The organism is Streptomyces sp. NBC_00091, assembly GCF_026343185.1.
GTDB lineage: Bacteria > Actinomycetota > Actinomycetes > Streptomycetales > Streptomycetaceae > Streptomyces.
Genome location: NZ_JAPEMA010000001.1, coordinates 3,159,442 through 3,176,381 on the forward strand (window position 1 = coordinate 3,159,442; position 16,940 = coordinate 3,176,381).

The window sequence follows — 16,940 nt, forward strand, 5'->3', positions numbered from 1 at the left end:
CTCCCGGGAGGGGAGAAACAGAAACGGCCGCCGGTAGCGGCGGCCGTGAGCGCATGCGTGCTCGCGTGGAAGGTCGGCCGCCGTCAGGCGGCCCACCAGCGAAGGCTGAGCGTGAGCGCATGCGTAGTCATGGGGACGAGCGTAGCCCCGGAGGCGTGAGGCGCGCGTGAGGTTTGCCGGCCGGTCGTCGGCCGGTCAGCCTGGGGTTGACACAGATGTGCCCGATCCGTAAGGTTCTTCGAGTTGTCCGAAGTGAGCGCCGACTCCGGTCGGTCCCCGGACAGCCATCCCGCACTACACATTCGAACGAACGACGCACTCTGTCGTCTCGTTTTCATGCGTATTTGCGAATGAGGAATCCGCGTTCCAGGACGCAGCCGCCGATTGGCTTCGGGGGCAGGGAATCCGCTACTGTCTCACTCGTCGGAAGGGCCCAACAGCCCGGAAGACAAATCCCGCTGACTGGGAGTCAGGCCCGAAAGGATCTGATAGAGTCGGAATCGCCGGAAAGGGAAAACGCGAAAGCGAAAGACCTGGAAAGCAAGCGAGACTGACTCTGATAGAGTCGGAAACGCAAGAACGAAAGCCCGGAGGAAAGCCCGCGAGGGTGAGTACAAAGGAAGCGTCCGTTCCTTGAGAACTCAACAGCGTGCCAAAAATCAACGCCAGAAGTTGATACCCCGTCCACTTCGGTGGATGAGGTTCCTTTGAAAAAGACCTGCGGGGCCTTCGGGTACTCGTAGGCAACAAACACAGCGAGGACGTTGTGGCGCGTCGGTCTTATTCCGACATGACGTGCCCGCTCAACGTGTGTGTGCACCGGATTACCGGTAAACATTCATGGAGAGTTTGATCCTGGCTCAGGACGAACGCTGGCGGCGTGCTTAACACATGCAAGTCGAACGATGAAGCCCTTCGGGGTGGATTAGTGGCGAACGGGTGAGTAACACGTGGGCAATCTGCCCTTCACTCTGGGACAAGCCCTGGAAACGGGGTCTAATACCGGATACCACTCCTGCCTGCATGGGCGGGGGTTGAAAGCTCCGGCGGTGAAGGATGAGCCCGCGGCCTATCAGCTTGTTGGTGGGGTAATGGCCCACCAAGGCGACGACGGGTAGCCGGCCTGAGAGGGCGACCGGCCACACTGGGACTGAGACACGGCCCAGACTCCTACGGGAGGCAGCAGTGGGGAATATTGCACAATGGGCGAAAGCCTGATGCAGCGACGCCGCGTGAGGGATGACGGCCTTCGGGTTGTAAACCTCTTTCAGCAGGGAAGAAGCGAAAGTGACGGTACCTGCAGAAGAAGCGCCGGCTAACTACGTGCCAGCAGCCGCGGTAATACGTAGGGCGCAAGCGTTGTCCGGAATTATTGGGCGTAAAGAGCTCGTAGGCGGCTTGTCACGTCGGATGTGAAAGCCCGAGGCTTAACCTCGGGTCTGCATTCGATACGGGCTAGCTAGAGTGTGGTAGGGGAGATCGGAATTCCTGGTGTAGCGGTGAAATGCGCAGATATCAGGAGGAACACCGGTGGCGAAGGCGGATCTCTGGGCCATTACTGACGCTGAGGAGCGAAAGCGTGGGGAGCGAACAGGATTAGATACCCTGGTAGTCCACGCCGTAAACGTTGGGAACTAGGTGTTGGCGACATTCCACGTCGTCGGTGCCGCAGCTAACGCATTAAGTTCCCCGCCTGGGGAGTACGGCCGCAAGGCTAAAACTCAAAGGAATTGACGGGGGCCCGCACAAGCAGCGGAGCATGTGGCTTAATTCGACGCAACGCGAAGAACCTTACCAAGGCTTGACATATACCGGAAAGCATTAGAGATAGTGCCCCCCTTGTGGTCGGTATACAGGTGGTGCATGGCTGTCGTCAGCTCGTGTCGTGAGATGTTGGGTTAAGTCCCGCAACGAGCGCAACCCTTGTCCTGTGTTGCCAGCATGCCCTTCGGGGTGATGGGGACTCACAGGAGACCGCCGGGGTCAACTCGGAGGAAGGTGGGGACGACGTCAAGTCATCATGCCCCTTATGTCTTGGGCTGCACACGTGCTACAATGGCCGGTACAATGAGCTGCGATACCGTGAGGTGGAGCGAATCTCAAAAAGCCGGTCTCAGTTCGGATTGGGGTCTGCAACTCGACCCCATGAAGTTGGAGTTGCTAGTAATCGCAGATCAGCATTGCTGCGGTGAATACGTTCCCGGGCCTTGTACACACCGCCCGTCACGTCACGAAAGTCGGTAACACCCGAAGCCGGTGGCCCAACCCGTAAGGGAGGGAGCTGTCGAAGGTGGGACTGGCGATTGGGACGAAGTCGTAACAAGGTAGCCGTACCGGAAGGTGCGGCTGGATCACCTCCTTTCTAAGGAGCACAGTACCGATTGCAGACAAATGTTCTGCACGGTCAGCTCATGGGTGGAACGTTGATTATTTGGCACGGTCTTCCAGATGGATCACGAGTACTGCTTCGGCGTGGAAAGTGACTCACTGATGGAGGGTCGTGCCTGGCACGTTGTTGGGTATCTGAGGGTACGGCCGTAAGGTCTTATCTTCGCGATGCCGGCCCCAGTGCACTCACCAGTTTGTCTGGTGGGGTGATGGGTGGCTGGTCGTTGCTTGAGAACTACACAGTGGACGCGAGCATCTGTGGCCAAGTTTTTAAGGGCGCACGGTGGATGCCTTGGCACCAGGAACCGATGAAGGACGTGAGAGGCCGCGATAGGCCCCGGGGAGCTGCCAACTGAGCTTTGATCCGGGGGTGTCCGAATGGGGAAACCCGGCAGTCGTCATGGGCTGTCACCCATGCCTGAACACATAGGGCATGTGGAGGGAACGAGGGGAAGTGAAACATCTCAGTACCCTCAGGAAGAGAAAACAACCGTGATTCCGGGAGTAGTGGCGAGCGAAACCGGATGAGGCCAAACCGTATGCGTGTGATACCCGGCAGGGGTTGCGCATGCGGGGTTGTGGGAATTCTTTTGATCGGTCTGCCGGCCGGTCGGCGAGTCAGAAACCGTTGATGTAGTCGAAGGACATGCGAAAGGTCCGGCGTAGAGGGTAAGACCCCCGTAGACGAAACATCAGCGGCTTGCTTAAGAATCTCCCAAGTAGCACGGGGCCCGAGAAATCCCGTGTGAATCTGGCGGGACCACCCGCTAAGCCTAAATATTCCCTGGTGACCGATAGCGGATAGTACCGTGAGGGAATGGTGAAAAGTACCGCGGGAGCGGAGTGAAATAGTACCTGAAACCGTGTGCCTACAAGCCGTGGGAGCGTCGCCGTTGTTCTTCGGAACAACGGTCGTGACTGCGTGCCTTTTGAAGAATGAGCCTGCGAGTTAGCGGTGTGTAGCGAGGTTAACCCGTGTGGGGAAGCCGTAGCGAAAGCGAGTCCGAATAGGGCGATTGAGTTGCACGCTCTAGACCCGAAGCGGAGTGATCTAGCCATGGGCAGGTTGAAGCGGAGGTAAGACTTCGTGGAGGACCGAACCCACCAGGGTTGAAAACCTGGGGGATGACCTGTGGTTAGGGGTGAAAGGCCAATCAAACTCCGTGATAGCTGGTTCTCCCCGAAATGCATTTAGGTGCAGCGTCGTGTGTTTCTTGCCGGAGGTAGAGCACTGGATAGGCGATGGGCCCTACCGGGTTACTGACCTTAGCCAAACTCCGAATGCCGGTAAGTGAGAGCACGGCAGTGAGACTGTGGGGGATAAGCTCCATGGTCGAGAGGGAAACAGCCCAGAGCATCGACTAAGGCCCCTAAGCGTACGCTAAGTGGGAAAGGATGTGGAGTCGCAGAGACAACCAGGAGGTTGGCTTAGAAGCAGCCACCCTTGAAAGAGTGCGTAATAGCTCACTGGTCAAGTGATTCCGCGCCGACAATGTAGCGGGGCTCAAGCGTACCGCCGAAGTCGTGTCATTGCAGCAATAGGGCCAACGCCCGCTGTGATGGGTAGGGGAGCGTCGTGTGCCGGGTGAAGCAGCAGCGGAAGCTAGTTGTGGACGGTTCACGAGTGAGAATGCAGGCATGAGTAGCGATACACACGTGAGAAACGTGTGCGCCGATTGACTAAGGGTTCCTGGGTCAAGCTGATCTGCCCAGGGTAAGTCGGGACCTAAGGCGAGGCCGACAGGCGTAGTCGATGGACAACCGGTTGATATTCCGGTACCCGCTTTGAAACGCCCAATATCGAATCCATTAATGCTAAGCCCGTGAAGCCGTTCCGGACCCTTCGGGGAAAGGAAAGTGGTGGAGCCGGCGATCCAAGGTGGTAGTAGGTAAGCGATGGGGTGACGCAGGAAGGTAGTCCAGCCCGGGCGGTGGTTGTCCCGGGGTAAGGGTGTAGGCCGAGGGGTAGGCAAATCCGTCCCTCATATAAGGCTGAGACCTGATGCCGAGCCGATTGTGGTGAAGTGGATGATCCTATGCTGTCGAGAAAAGCCTCTAGCGAGTTTCATGGCGGCCCGTACCCTAAACCGACTCAGGTGGTCAGGTAGAGAATACCGAGGCGTTCGGGTGAACTATGGTTAAGGAACTCGGCAAAATGCCCCCGTAACTTCGGGAGAAGGGGGGCCATCACTGGTGAAGGAACTTGCTTCCTGAGCTGGGGGTGGCCGCAGAGACCAGCGAGAAGCGACTGTTTACTAAAAACACAGGTCCGTGCGAAGCCGTAAGGCGATGTATACGGACTGACGCCTGCCCGGTGCTGGAACGTTAAGGGGACCGGTTAGTGACCTTTCGGGGTTGCGAAGCTGAGAACTTAAGCGCCAGTAAACGGCGGTGGTAACTATAACCATCCTAAGGTAGCGAAATTCCTTGTCGGGTAAGTTCCGACCTGCACGAATGGCGTAACGACTTCTCGACTGTCTCAACCATAGGCCCGGTGAAATTGCACTACGAGTAAAGATGCTCGTTTCGCGCAGCAGGACGGAAAGACCCCGGGACCTTTACTACAGTTTGATATTGGTGTTCGGTTCGGCTTGTGTAGGATAGGTGGGAGACTTTGAAGCCGTGACGCCAGTCATGGTGGAGTCGCCGTTGAAATACCACTCTGGTCGTGCTGGATGTCTAACCTCGGTCCGTGATCCGGATCAGGGACAGTGTCTGATGGGTAGTTTAACTGGGGCGGTTGCCTCCCAAAGGGTAACGGAGGCGCCCAAAGGTTCCCTCAGCCTGGTTGGCAATCAGGTGTTGAGTGTAAGTGCACAAGGGAGCTTGACTGTGAGACCGACGGGTCGAGCAGGGACGAAAGTCGGGACTAGTGATCCGGCGGTGGCTTGTGGAAGCGCCGTCGCTCAACGGATAAAAGGTACCCCGGGGATAACAGGCTGATCTTCCCCAAGAGTCCATATCGACGGGATGGTTTGGCACCTCGATGTCGGCTCGTCGCATCCTGGGGCTGGAGTCGGTCCCAAGGGTTGGGCTGTTCGCCCATTAAAGCGGTACGCGAGCTGGGTTTAGAACGTCGTGAGACAGTTCGGTCCCTATCCGCTGTGCGCGTAGGAATATTGAGAAGGGCTGTCCCTAGTACGAGAGGACCGGGACGGACGAACCTCTGGTGTGCCAGTTGTCCTGCCAAGGGCATGGCTGGTTGGCTACGTTCGGGAGGGATAACCGCTGAAAGCATCTAAGCGGGAAGCCTGCTTCAAGATGAGTATTCCCACCTCCTTGAGAGGGTAAGGCTCCCAGTAGACGACTGGGTTGATAGGCCAGATGTGGAAGCCCGGTAACGGGTGGAGCTGACTGGTACTAATAGGCCGAGGGCTTGTCCTCAGTTGCTCGCGTCCACTGTGTTAGTTCTGAAGTAACGACCGTGTTTATGCCCGGTTGGTTAACTTCATAGTGTTTCGGTGGTCATAGCGTTAGGGAAACGCCCGGTTTACATTCCGAACCCGGAAGCTAAGCCTTTCAGCGCCGATGGTACTGCAGGGGGGACCCTGTGGGAGAGTAGGACGCCGCCGAACAATCATTGTGGGAAAGCCCCGCACCTTATGGTGCGGGGCTTTTCTGCGTTCTGGGCGCGTTCAGCCGTTTACCGGCACGCGGTTCCCGTCAACTTGGGGTGACTGCTCGTACGCTGGGCGGATGGGCTATGAGCTGGTCATCTTCGACAACGACGGCGTCCTCGTGGACAGCGAGCCGCTCGCCAACACGATCCTCTCCGCGTACCTGACGGAGCTGGGGCACCCCACCACGTACGAGGACTCCCTGCGGGACTACATGGGGTCGGCCGTGCACCGGGTGCACGACCTGGTCCTGGAGCGGACCGGGCAGCGGCTGCCCGAGGACTTCGGGCGTGTGCTGAACGAGCGGCTCTTCGCCGCCTTCGAGCGGGAGCTGCGGCCCGTGCCCGGGGTGACCGAGGTGCTGGGGGAGCTGTCCGCGCACGGGGTGCCCTACTGTCTGGCCTCCTCCAGCAGCCACGAGCGGATCCGGGTGGGGCACCGGGCCTGCGGGATGGGGGAGTGGTTCGAGGAGGAATGGATCTTCAGCGCCGAGGACGTGGGGCGGGGCAAGCCGGCTCCGGACCTGTTCCTGCACGCCGCCGACATGATGGGGGTCGCGCCCTCGCGGTGCGTCGTGGTCGAGGACAGCCGGCTGGGGGTGGAGGCCGCACGGGCCGCGGGGATGGACGTCTTCGCGTACACGGCGATGACCCCGGCCGCGGACCTCCCCGGGGCGACCGCGTACTTCGGGGAGATGAAGGAGCTCCCTGCCCTGCTCGGATTTGGTGTGTGATCGCTCTACCCACGGGTAGCCGCGAGGCCTACGCTGTGCCGCCATGACGGTTGATGTGCGGCTTCGGCGCGGGCGCGGGGCGCTGGGGTTCAGCTTCTTCGCGCAGGGGGTCGCCTTCGCCCTGCTCGTGACGCGGATCCCGGCGATTCAGGACCGGTACGGGATATCCGACGGGCTGCTGCCCGCCTTCCTCGCCGCCGTGCCGATCCTCGCCGGGGTCTCCAGCGTCGCCACCGAGCAGCTGGTGAAGCGGGTCGCGCCCAGCACGGTGCTGCGGTGGGCGCAGCCCGTGGTGCTGCTCGCCCTGCTCGGGGTGGGGGCCGGCAGCCGGATGTGGCATGTGGCGGTGGCCCTGGGGGTGTTCGGGCTGGCGGTGGGCGCGCTGGACGCCTCGATGAACATGCTCGGGGTGAGCCTCCAGCGGGTGTACGGGCGCAGCATCATGCTGGGGTTCCACGCCGCGTACAGCCTCGGCGGGATCGTGGGGGCGTCGGCGGCCTGGGTGGGGGCGCACTGGCAGCTGTCGCTGTTCACGGGGTACCTGCCGGCGGTGGCGGTGGTGCTGCCGCTGGCGTTGGCCGGGAGCCGGTACTACGTGGATGCCCGGGCGCAGGCCATGGAGGCGAAGCAGGGGTGGCCGGCGGGGGGCGGGAAGCTGCTGCTGCCGTTGTGCCTGGTGATGGCGTGCGCGTACATCGGGGACTCGACGGTGGCGAACTGGAGTGCCAAGTACCTCCAGGACGTGCTGGGCAGCTCGGAGCAGCTGGCGACGGTCCCGTACAACGTGTACATGGTGACCACGCTGGTCGGGCGGGCGGTCGGGGACCTGGGGGTGCGCAGGTTCGGGGCCGCGGCCGTGGTGCGGGCCGGGACGGTGGTGGCGGCCGGCGGGTTCGCGGTGGTGGCGGCCGCGCCGGGGCCGTGGGTGGGGATGCTCGGGTTCACGCTGCTGGGGATCGGGCTGTGCGTGATCGTGCCGCAGACCTTCGCGGCGGCCGGGAGGCTGTTCCCGGGGGCGTCCGACACGGCCGTGGCGCGGCTGAACATCTTCAACTACGTGGGGTTCCTGATCGGTTCGCCGCTCGTCGGGGGGATCGGGGACGCCTGGAGCTACCGGGGTGCCATGGTGGTGCCGATGGTGCTGGTGCTGGTGACGTTGTTCTACGCCCGCTCGTTCGGTTCGGACGGGGCCCGATACGGTGTCGGGCATGAGCGGCGAGCCGGTGACCGGGTTGTTGATGTGGGACGAGGCGGTAACGAGGTATGACTTCGGACCGAGCCATCCGATGGACCCGGTGCGCCTGGCGCTGACCATGGGCCTGGTGCGTGCCTTCGGGCTGGACCGGGAGATGGAGGTACGGGCGGCCCCCGCGGCCGGGGACTCGACGCTGCGGCTGGTCCACCGGGAGGACTACGTCGCCGCGGTGCGGGAGGTGTCGGCGGACCCGGGGGTCGCGGACGGCTCGTACGGGCTGGGGACGATGGACGATCCGGCGTTCCACGGGATGCACGAGGCGTCGGCGCTGATCGCCGGGCAGTCGGTGGCGGCGGCCGAGGCGATCTGGCGGGGTGAGGCCGCGCACGCGGTGAACTTCGCCGGCGGGCTGCACCACGCGATGCCGGGCGGGGCGGCCGGGTTCTGCGTGTACAACGACGCGGCGCTGGCGATCGCGCGGCTGCTGGAGCTGGGGGCCGAGCGGGTCGCGTACGTGGACGTCGACGTGCACCACGGGGACGGGGTGCAGGCGGCCTTCTGGGACGACCCCCGGGTGCTGACGGTCTCGGTGCACGAGCATCCGCGGACGCTGTTCCCGCAGACGGGCTGGCCGGAGGAGACGGGCGGTGAGGCCGCCGAGGGGAGCGCGGTGAATGTGGCGCTGCCCGCGGGGACGGGGGACGAGGGGTGGCTGCGGGCCTTCCACGCGGTGGTGCCGGAGCTGCTGGCGGACTTCCGGCCGCAGGTGCTGGTGACCCAGCACGGGGCCGACACGCACTTCGAGGACCCGCTCGCCCATCTGGCGGTGTCGCTGGACGCGCAGCGGGCCGTGCAGGAGGCCTGTCACCGGCTGGCGCACGAGTACGCCGGCGGGCGCTGGCTGGCGCTGGGCGGTGGTGGGTACGCGGTGGTGGACGTCGTGCCGCGGTCGTGGACGCACCTGGTGGGGATCGCCGCGCACCGGCCGGTGGATCCGCTGTCGGAGGTGCCGCAGTCCTGGCGGGACGAGGTGTACGCGCGGACGCGGCAGCCCGGGCCGGGCCGGATGACGGACGGCCGCAGCGTCGGATGGCGGGATTGGGACGCCGGCTACGACCCGGCGGACCGTACGGATCAGGCCGTTCTGGCGACGCGGCGGGCGGTGTTCCCGCTGCGCGGGATGCTGGTGTGAGGCCGGTCTGACGAGGTGTCGTTACGCCAACTGTGGGGCGGTTCTCCCGAAGTGATGAACCGGCAGATCGGGTGCGGCAGCATCGGAGGGTGTTGAGCACCGGCGCGCTCCGTGCGCATCTGCTGGCCGCCCGGTTGGCCGGGCCCGTCGCGACGTCGCGGGAGGAGAGCCTGCGCAGTTACCGGCTGTTCGCGGCGCGGGATCCGCGGGTGCTGCTGGGGCTGGAGCCGGAGCGGTCCTGGGGCGTGGGTGAAGTGCTGGGGCTGATGGCGGCGAAGTGCGGGGTCTCGGCGGATCCGGCGCACGTCAGCGGGCCGGACGTGATCGATCCGGAGCGGACGGTGGCGGCCCTGGAGGCCTTCGCGGAGCGGCTGGCGGCGGCGGCGGGCGCGCGGTCGCCGGTACTGATCGGGACGGGGCACCCGCACCGGCTCCTGGGGTTCTACGCCGCTTTGGCGCGGGCGCTGTCGGCGGCGGGATGTGTTGTCCTCACCCCGGCGCAGGGGGTGCTTGTCGACATAACGACCCGGTTCGGCGTACGCCCGCACCGCATCGAGTACGTACGGGGAGTCGCACTGGTGCGGGAACCCGGCGCGCGGCCGCCCGGGAGTGCCACCGGCGCACACACCCATTCGCCGCTGCCGGTTCGGATGGCGCTCGGTGCGTTGGCGGAGGCCGGGGGGCCGCTGCCGGAACTGGTGGTGGGTGACCACGGGTGGGTCTGCGGTGCAGGTCAGCTGGGTGTGGAGGCCATCGGGCTGGCAGATACGGATGATCCCGCGTTGTTCGTGGGGGAGGCCGAGGGGCGGGTGGCGGTGGCGGTTCCGCTTGATGACGGGGTCCGTTCGGACTACTACGGTCCGCTCGTTCGTCACGTGTTGCATCGCGCCAGACTGCCGGGGCGTCAGGAGTGGCCGTAGCTCCTCTTCCCCACTCGTATCACCCGCCCCTACTCTGGGGAGTGAGCGTGCGACGACGAGGAGTAACCGGAGGGGAAGCCGGTGCCCGTCATGCGCGGAAGGTCAGGTGGGTGTCATGGCTGCTGGCGAGAGGCCTCTCAGTGAGGTTCAGTTCCTGACCGTGGCGGAGGTCGCCTCGGTGATGCGAGTGTCGAAGATGACCGTGTACCGGCTGGTGCACAACGGTCATCTGCCCGCGATCCGGGTGGGCCGGTCCTTCCGGGTCCCCGAGAACGCGGTCCACGAGTACCTCCGGGAGTCCTTCGTGGGGGTGGAGTCGGCCTGAGAGTGAGGCTCAGGGCAACCTGCGGCGGCCCTCGGATTACAAGCTCGGACTTTAGGCGGGTAGGCTAGGCCGACGTAGGTCGTGTGGGCCCAGACGCCCCGCACCGATCCCCGCTAGCGCGGGGATGTTCCGAGAAGTGAGCGAGGGTAGTCGTGGGCTCTGTTATCAAGAAGCGGCGCAAGCGGATGGCTAAGAAGAAGCACCGCAAGCTGCTCAAGCGCACCCGCGTCCAGCGCCGTAACAAGAAGTAAACGGCAGCTGTACGTGTTCTCCGCAGCCCCTCCACCATCCTGGTGGAGGGGCTGCGGTGCAGCCGGGGGTACTTCTTCGAGGGAGGCGCTGAGCTCGTGGGGAAGGTCGTGCTCGTCACCGGGGCGTCCCGGCAGCTGGGGGGCCGCTTCGTGCGCCGCATCCAGCGCGACCCCGAGGTGGAAAAGGTCGTCGCGGTCGACGCGGTGAGCCCGCCGCACCGGCTCGGCTCGGCCGAGTTCGTGCGTACGGACATCAGGCAGTCGGCCATCGCCCGGGTGCTCGCGGAGCACGCCGTGGACACGGTGGTCCATCTGGCGGTCACCGGCGGCGCGGCCGGGGCGCAGGGCGGGCGGAGCGCCGTCAAGGAAACGAACGTCATCGGGACGATGCAGCTCCTGGGGGCCTGCCAGAAGTCCCCGACGGTACGGCGGCTCGTGGTGAAGTCGAGCACCAGCGTGTACGGGGGCACGGCGCGGGACCCGGCCGTCTTCACGGAGACCACGCAGCCGAAGTCGCTGCCGGCGGGCGGGTTCGCGAAGGACGCCGCCGAGGTCGAGGGTTACGTACGGGGCTTCGCGCGCCGGCGGCCGGACGTGGCGGTGTGCGTGCTGCGCTTCGCGAACATCCTGGGGCCGTTCGCGGACTCCGCGCTGGCCGAGTTCTTCTCGATGCCGGTGATGCCGACGGTGCTGGGCTACGACCCGAGGCTGCAGTTCGTCCACGAGGACGACGTGGTGGACGTGCTGCGGCTGGCGGCGGGGGAGCCGGAGCGGGGGACGCTGAACAGCGGGACCTTCAACATCGCGGGCGACGGGGTGCTGCTGCTGTCGCAGTGCGCGCGGCGCCTGGGGCGGCCGACGGTGCCGCTGCTGCTGCCCGCGGTGACGTGGGTGGGGTCGGCGCTGCGGGCGGTGGGGGTGACGGACTTCTCGCCGGAGCAGATCCGGCTGCTGACGCACGGGCGGGTCGTGGAGACCACGCAGATGCGGGACACGCTGGGGTTCCGGCCGATGTACACGACCGCGGAGACCTTCGCGGACTTCGCGCGGAGCCGGGGGAGCGGGCTGCTGCCGCCGGAGCGGGTGGGCCGGGCCGTGGGGCGGGTCGCGGGGCTGTTGAACGTTGACGAGGGAGTGGAGCGATAGTGGCCGACGCCAAGGTCATCCCGTTCGACGAGGACCGGCCGCGCCGGCGGGGCGGGGCCGCCCGGAAGGTGCGGGCGGTGCCGGACCCGGTGGAGCCCGTCGTGGAGCCGCCCGCGCAGGCGCCCGCGGCGCCCGTGCGGGCCGGTGGGGGTGACGGCTGGGACCGGCGGATCGCGGGCGGGCTGGCGTTCCTGCGGCGGCGGATCACGGGGGAGTACGAGGTCGACGAGTTCGGCTACGACAAGGAGCTGACGGACCAGGTCCTGATGTCCCTGATGCGGCCGCTGTTCGACAAGTACTTCCGGGTCGAGGTCAAGGGCGTCGAGAACATCCCGAAGGAGGGTGGCGCGCTGATCGTGGCGAACCACTCGGGGACGCTCCCGCTGGACGGGCTGATGCTCCAGGTGGCCGTGCACGACCACCACCCCGCGGAGCGGCACCTGCGGCTGCTGGCGGCGGACCTGGTGTTCATGCTGCCGGTGGTGAACGAGCTCGCGCGGAAGGCCGGCCACACGCTGGCCTGCGCGGAGGACGCGCAGCGGCTGCTGGAGGCCGGGGAACTGGTCGGGGTGATGCCGGAGGGCTTCAAGGGGATAGGGAAGCCGTTCGGCGAGCGGTACAAGCTCCAGCGGTTCGGGCGGGGCGGGTTCGTGTCCACGGCGCTGAGAGCGGGCACGCCGATCGTGCCGTGCTCGATCGTGGGCGCGGAGGAGATCTACCCGATGATCGGCAACGCCAAGACGCTGGCGCGGCTGCTGGGGGTGCCGTACTTTCCCGTCACGCCGACGTTCCCTTGGCTGGGGCCGTTGGGGGCGGTGCCGCTGCCGACTAAGTGGACGATCCAGTTCGGGGAGCCGATTCCGACGGACGGGTACGCGCCCGAGGCCGCGGAGGATCCGATGCTGATGTTCAACCTGACGGACCAGGTGCGGGAGCAGATACAGCACACCCTGTACAAGCTGCTGGTGCAGCGGAGGTCCGTGTTCTTCTGACCGTTGAGTGCTGGGGCTCCGCCCCAGACCCCGCGCCTCAAACGCCGGCGAGGCTGAGCCTCGCCGGCGTTTTCGGTGCTACTCGGCGTCCTCCGCCTGGATGCCCAGGCCCGGGAGGAGGCCCGGGAGGAGGGGCGGGAGGGTGATGTCCGGCTGGGGGGCCGCCGGGGTGGACGAGGGGGGCGGGGCGGACTGGTTGCGCGCCGGGGGGTTCAGCAGGTCGCCCGTACCGCCCAGGAGGCCGCTGCCGGGCGCCTGTTGGGGGCTGCCGGAGGGGCTTGGGGTGGCAGGGGCCGCCGCCGAGGCGGGGGCGTCCGGTGCCGGTGCGGGATGCTGCTTGCCCGCCGCCGGGGCGCTCGGCTTGGCGGGGGACCCGCCGGGGCCGCCGCGGGACTGCTCCGGGGTCTTGGGCAGCAGGCCCTGGAGCGGCGCCACGTCATCGTCTATGGCCTGGAAGACCGAGGTCACCTGGTCGCCCACGTCCGTCAGCTGCGGCGGCAGGTTCGACCGGAGCCGGCCCCACGCGTCGCGGTGGGAGCTGGAGAACGTGGACAGGGCCTGGATCGGGCTGATGTTGCCGTCCCGTACGTACGCGGCCTGGAGCAGCCGGTGGCCTTCGGAGGCGTCGTGCTTCATGCCTGCCAGGGCCCGGCGGATCTCGCCCAGTACCTCGTGGTCCAGGGGGCCGGAGCGGCCCCGTTCCATGAGGCGGCGCGCTTCGGACAGGCGGTTGGAGGCCTGGTCGAGGTAGAGCCGCCCCCTGTCCGCGTCCTCCTCGGCCATGCCCAGCTTGAGATCCTCCATGCCCCGCTTGACGGGGTAGAGGCTGTCACCGGGCAGGGCGTCGGTGCTGGCAGCGGCCACTCCGCTGAAGGCCCCTGCGGCCACACCCACGGTGAGGCCCCCCGCTGCGATGCCCTTGGACCAGCGGGAGCGGGGCCGCAATTTCCGGAGCGAGGTCGCCCGGTGGGCGCCGCGGCCGGTCCGCTGTTCGGGCACCAGAGGGTCCGCGGCGGCACCGCCCCCGGCCCTCTCCTCCATCACCATGGCCTCCATGGCGGCGACGAGCTGTGCTCGTTGCACCACTTTGACCTCGGGGTCCAGCACCGGGCGCGGCATTCTTTCGCCGAGTACGTTCGCCAGGGCCAACAACCGGTCGTGGTCGGCAGGTTCGGCAGGTGCCTCGGACTGCTCGGCCGCCGGGTCCGGTTCCGAAAGGTCGGACGGGGTCCGATCCTCCAGGGCCTGGGCGAAGGCGTTCGCCCGCCGGTGCGGAGTAACGTTCGCGATCACTGGCGGCACCTCCTCTCGTCATGACGATCGACTCCCCAAGGTGTCCGGAAGGTTGCCTTCCTTGAGCACGTCCACACTTTCGGGTGAGCGGCTTCGGGCAGGGCTTGTCCACAGGGAGCCTGCATTCCGCACAACGAGCGGCGCGGCACTTGGGTTACGGACGAAGGATGATCGGACCACAGCGTCATCGAGGGGTCACCGGGTGTGAGGTCGTGTCGGGGCGGGTCAGCGGGCGTCGTCCGGCAGCAGACGGGCCAGGGTGCGGACGGCCCGGTACTGGAGGGTCTTGATGGCCCCCTCGTTCTTGCCCATCACCCGGGCGGTCTCGGCGACCGAGAGGCCCTGGAGGAAGCGCAAGGTGACGCACTCCTGCTGCTGGGGGTTCAGTTTCCGTACGGCCTCGAGCAGCGCCGCGTTGGAGAGGGACTCCAGGACGGAGTCCTCGGGGCTGCGCTCCACCTCGTTGGCGTCGAGCATCTCGCCGGTGGTGACCTCCAGGCGGAAGCGGCTGGACTTGAAGTGGTCCGCCACCAGGTTCCGCGCGATGGTCACCAGCCAGGCGCCGAAGTCGCGGCCCTGCCAGGTGAAGGTGGAGATGCGGCGCAGCGCGCGCAGGAAGGTCTCGCTGGTGAGATCCTCCGCGGTCGCCTTGCCGCCGACGCGGTAGTAGATGTAGCGGTACACCGTGTCGCTGTACTGGTCGTAGAGGCGGCCGAAGGCCTCGGCCTCACCGGCCTGGGCGCGCTCGACCAGGTCCATCATGCGGGCCTGGTCGCTGTCCGCGGTGGGGCGGCGGGCGGTGGGCGTGCTCGTGCCGCTTGCGGCGGCGGTCGAGCCGGAGCCCGCGCGACCGCGTCTGCCCACGGTCGCCCCGCCGTCCGTCAGGGCGTAGCAGGGGCCGGCCGGGCCGAGGCCGGCAGGGACGGCGGCGAAGGCGGGGACGGCGTACGCGGTGGGGACGAAGCCGCGCAGGTGGTCGAGGACCGTCGCGCGCAGCGTAGCCAGGCCCGAGGCGTCAACCCCGACAGGTGGGTACACGGGACTCCCAGAGGCAGAGCTTCCATCACGTGCAGTGCGGGACCGTTCACCCGTCGTGGCGACAGATGGCCGGTGGCATGCGTTTGAGGAGAATAACGCTTCGTACAGGCAGCGCTACACCCAGTTGCCTAAATCACCGGTTCCGACACTTCTGTTGCGTGTCGAGGGCATATTCAGGCCCGGTTGGTGATCGGTTCTTGATCGCTTGGGTGCACGGAATGGACGCTTCCACGGTGGCTCACGACCGAGTAGGGCAGGCCGGAGTGCCGCGCCGACGGCGCGGGTAGAGGGGAGCGAATGGTCGCCGGGCCGCCCCTGGCGGGGCCGGGGCCCGGCGTTGCTACTTGCGGCGCCTGTGCAGGGCGATGGCGGCGGCCGCGCCGCCCGCGATCGCGCCGACTCCGGCGGCGGCCGGGACGCCGACCTTCACGGCCTTGCGGCCGGTCCGATAGTCGCGCAGGCGCCAGTCGTTGGTCCGGGCATGCTTGCGCAGTTTTGTGTCGGGATTGATCGCGTACGGATGCCCGACCAGTGACAGCATCGGGATGTCGTTGTGCGAATCGCTGTACGCCGCGCAGCGTTCGAGGTCGAGCTCCTCGGCGGCGGCCAGCGCGCGCACCGCCTCCGCCTTGGCGGGGCCGTGCAGCGGCTCGCCGACCAGGCGCCCGGTGTAGACCCCGTCGACGGACTCGGCGACGGTGCCCAGGGCGCCGGTCAGGCCGAGGCGGCGGGCGATGATCGTGGCCGTCTCGACGGGGGCGGCGGTGACCAGCCACACCTTCTGGCCGGCGTCGAGGTGGGCCTGGGCCAGGGCGCGGGTGCCCGGCCAGATCCGCTCCGCCATGTACTCGTCGTAGATCTCCTCGCCGATGGCCATGAGTTCGGAGACCTTGTGGCCCTTGACGATGGACAGGGCGCTGTCGCGGGCGTCCTGCATGTGCTCGGGGTCTTCGACCCCGGCGAGCCGGAACCAGGCCTGCTGCCAGGCGAAGCGGGCCAGTTCGCGGCGGCGGAAGAACTCGCGCTTGTAGAGGCCGCGGCCGAAGTGGAAGATCGCGGCGCCCTGCATGACGGTGTTGTCGAGGTCGAAGAAGGCGGCGGCGAGGTCGTCGCCGGGGACCGGGAACTGAGGCTCGGCGGCCTCCTCCTCGGTGGCCCGCGCCTCCGCGGCCCGCACTTCGGCGGCCTCGGCGGCCTCGGCGGCTTCGGCGGCCTCGGCCGCTTCGGGTGCGCTGACCTCGGCGGGTGGTGCGGTGTGTGGCGGGGCGTCGGCCTGCGCGGTCTTGCGGGCGGCCTCGGCCGAGGCCTCGCCTGCCAGCACGCTCCGCGCCGTCGCGGAGCGCCTACGGGGGGTGAGCCATCCCAGAGCGGCCATGACGCGAGCATAGCCATTGTGTTCGGGAGTTCCCGAACCGCCGGGAAACGGAGCGGTTAACTCTTCGGGCACCCCGGCCCGGTCGCGGGACAATGAGGACATGAGTCCTTTGCTGCGCCGTAAGGAAAAGAAGCGTCCCGAAGAGCGGATGGTGACGCTCATCGGGAAGCCGGGGTGCCATCTCTGCGATGACGCCCAGGAAGTGATCGAGGAGATCTGCGCCGAGACGGGCGCACAGTGGGAGAAGAAGGACATCTCGCAGGACGAAGAGCTCTACCGGCTGCACTGGGAGCAGATTCCGGTGGTGCTGGTGGACGGCGAACAGCACACCTTCTGGAGGGTGAACCCTGACCGGCTGCGACGGGCATTGGGATCCTGACCGTTTCGCCCGTTACCATCGTGGGCGATTTATGGGGACTCGGGGGCGTATCGATGAGGAGTGTGTACGGTTTTGCCCCCCTCGGGATTTGAACGG

12 protein-coding genes and 3 rRNA genes are annotated in these 16,940 nt (G+C 66.6%); 12 read left to right on the forward strand and 3 right to left on the reverse strand.

Annotated elements, in window-relative coordinates; translation table 11 throughout:
• The first annotated feature begins 837 nt into the window (after positions 1-837).
• The 11 genes from OOK34_RS14670 to OOK34_RS14720 all read left to right on the forward strand — a co-directional run bounded on the left by OOK34_RS14670 (position 838) and on the right by OOK34_RS14720 (position 12,759).
• Positions 838-2,362, forward strand: a 16S ribosomal RNA gene (locus OOK34_RS14670).
• Between the two features lie 286 nt (positions 2,363-2,648).
• Positions 2,649-5,772: ribosomal RNA gene (locus OOK34_RS14675) — 23S ribosomal RNA — on the forward strand.
• Positions 5,773-5,845: 73 nt separating this feature from the next.
• A 5S ribosomal RNA gene (rrf, locus tag OOK34_RS14680) occupies positions 5,846-5,963 on the forward strand.
• Together the 16S, 23S and 5S rRNA genes form the textbook arrangement of a ribosomal RNA operon.
• A gap of 121 nt (positions 5,964-6,084) precedes the next feature.
• Positions 6,085-6,738 (forward strand): HAD family phosphatase, encoded by a 654-nt coding sequence (locus tag OOK34_RS14685; RefSeq protein ID WP_267034314.1) that lies wholly within the window; start codon positions 6,085-6,087, stop codon positions 6,736-6,738.
• Between the two features lie 43 nt (positions 6,739-6,781).
• Positions 6,782-8,005 carry an MFS transporter gene (locus OOK34_RS14690; RefSeq protein WP_267034315.1) on the forward strand — a complete coding sequence of 408 codons (1,224 nt, stop codon included), beginning with the start codon at positions 6,782-6,784 and terminating at the stop codon, positions 8,003-8,005.
• Positions 7,977-9,125 (forward strand): acetoin utilization protein AcuC, encoded by a 1,149-nt coding sequence (locus OOK34_RS14695; protein ID WP_267036743.1) that lies wholly within the window; start codon positions 7,977-7,979, stop codon positions 9,123-9,125. Before OOK34_RS14690 ends, OOK34_RS14695 begins: the two co-directional genes overlap by 29 nt.
• Before the next feature lie 89 nt (positions 9,126-9,214).
• Positions 9,215-10,045 (forward strand): phosphatase, encoded by an 831-nt coding sequence (locus tag OOK34_RS14700; RefSeq protein ID WP_267034316.1) that lies wholly within the window; start codon positions 9,215-9,217, stop codon positions 10,043-10,045.
• Positions 10,046-10,160: 115 nt separating this feature from the next.
• Complete coding sequence (locus OOK34_RS14705) at positions 10,161-10,370, forward strand: helix-turn-helix domain-containing protein (RefSeq protein ID WP_162688852.1); 210 nt, start codon at positions 10,161-10,163, stop codon at positions 10,368-10,370.
• Positions 10,371-10,522: 152 nt separating this feature from the next.
• Positions 10,523-10,621 carry an AURKAIP1/COX24 domain-containing protein gene (locus OOK34_RS14710; RefSeq protein ID WP_003948845.1) on the forward strand — a complete coding sequence of 33 codons (99 nt, stop codon included), beginning with the start codon at positions 10,523-10,525 and terminating at the stop codon, positions 10,619-10,621.
• Between the two features lie 96 nt (positions 10,622-10,717).
• Positions 10,718-11,767 (forward strand): NAD-dependent epimerase/dehydratase family protein, encoded by a 1,050-nt coding sequence (locus tag OOK34_RS14715; RefSeq protein WP_267034317.1) that lies wholly within the window; start codon positions 10,718-10,720, stop codon positions 11,765-11,767.
• Positions 11,767-12,759, forward strand: coding sequence for a lysophospholipid acyltransferase family protein (locus tag OOK34_RS14720; protein ID WP_267034318.1), 993 nt, complete (start codon positions 11,767-11,769; stop codon positions 12,757-12,759). Before OOK34_RS14715 ends, OOK34_RS14720 begins: the two co-directional genes overlap by 1 nt.
• 78 nt (positions 12,760-12,837) lie before the next feature.
• Here the strand turns inward: OOK34_RS14720 and OOK34_RS14725 are convergent, their stop codons facing one another.
• The 3 genes from OOK34_RS14725 to OOK34_RS14735 all read right to left on the reverse strand — a co-directional run bounded on the left by OOK34_RS14725 (position 12,838) and on the right by OOK34_RS14735 (position 16,465).
• Positions 12,838-14,052: a DUF5667 domain-containing protein gene (locus tag OOK34_RS14725; RefSeq protein WP_267034319.1), complete on the reverse strand. Its 1,215-nt coding sequence runs from the start codon at positions 14,050-14,052 to the stop codon at positions 12,838-12,840.
• A 225-nt stretch (positions 14,053-14,277) separates the two neighbouring features.
• Positions 14,278-15,090, reverse strand: coding sequence for an ECF subfamily RNA polymerase sigma factor, BldN family (locus OOK34_RS14730; protein ID WP_267034320.1), 813 nt, complete (start codon positions 15,088-15,090; stop codon positions 14,278-14,280).
• Positions 15,091-15,430: 340 nt separating this feature from the next.
• Positions 15,431-16,465 carry an HAD family phosphatase gene (locus OOK34_RS14735; RefSeq protein WP_267034321.1) on the reverse strand — a complete coding sequence of 345 codons (1,035 nt, stop codon included), beginning with the start codon at positions 16,463-16,465 and terminating at the stop codon, positions 15,431-15,433.
• Positions 16,466-16,565: 100 nt separating this feature from the next.
• Here OOK34_RS14735 and OOK34_RS14740 point away from each other — a divergent pair, with 100 nt between their 5' ends.
• A complete protein-coding gene (locus OOK34_RS14740) occupies positions 16,566-16,844 on the forward strand; it encodes a glutaredoxin family protein (protein ID WP_267034322.1) in 279 nt (92 codons plus the stop codon).
• Positions 16,845-16,940: the final 96 nt, after the last annotated feature.

Bases quoted from the DNA above. Each gene is read 5' to 3' on its own strand.
- OOK34_RS14740 (WP_267034322.1), top strand. From the start codon at position 16,566: ATGAGTCCTTTGCTGCGCCGTAAGGAAAAGAAGCGTCCCGAAGAGCGG.
- OOK34_RS14735 (WP_267034321.1), bottom strand. From the start codon at position 16,465: ATGGCCGCTCTGGGATGGCTCACCCCCCGTAGGCGCTCCGCGACGGCG.
- OOK34_RS14695 (WP_267036743.1), top strand. From the start codon at position 7,977: ATGTGGGACGAGGCGGTAACGAGGTATGACTTCGGACCGAGCCATCCG.
- OOK34_RS14685 (WP_267034314.1), top strand. From the start codon at position 6,085: ATGGGCTATGAGCTGGTCATCTTCGACAACGACGGCGTCCTCGTGGAC.
- OOK34_RS14690 (WP_267034315.1), top strand. From the start codon at position 6,782: ATGACGGTTGATGTGCGGCTTCGGCGCGGGCGCGGGGCGCTGGGGTTC.
- OOK34_RS14705 (WP_162688852.1), top strand. From the start codon at position 10,161: ATGGCTGCTGGCGAGAGGCCTCTCAGTGAGGTTCAGTTCCTGACCGTG.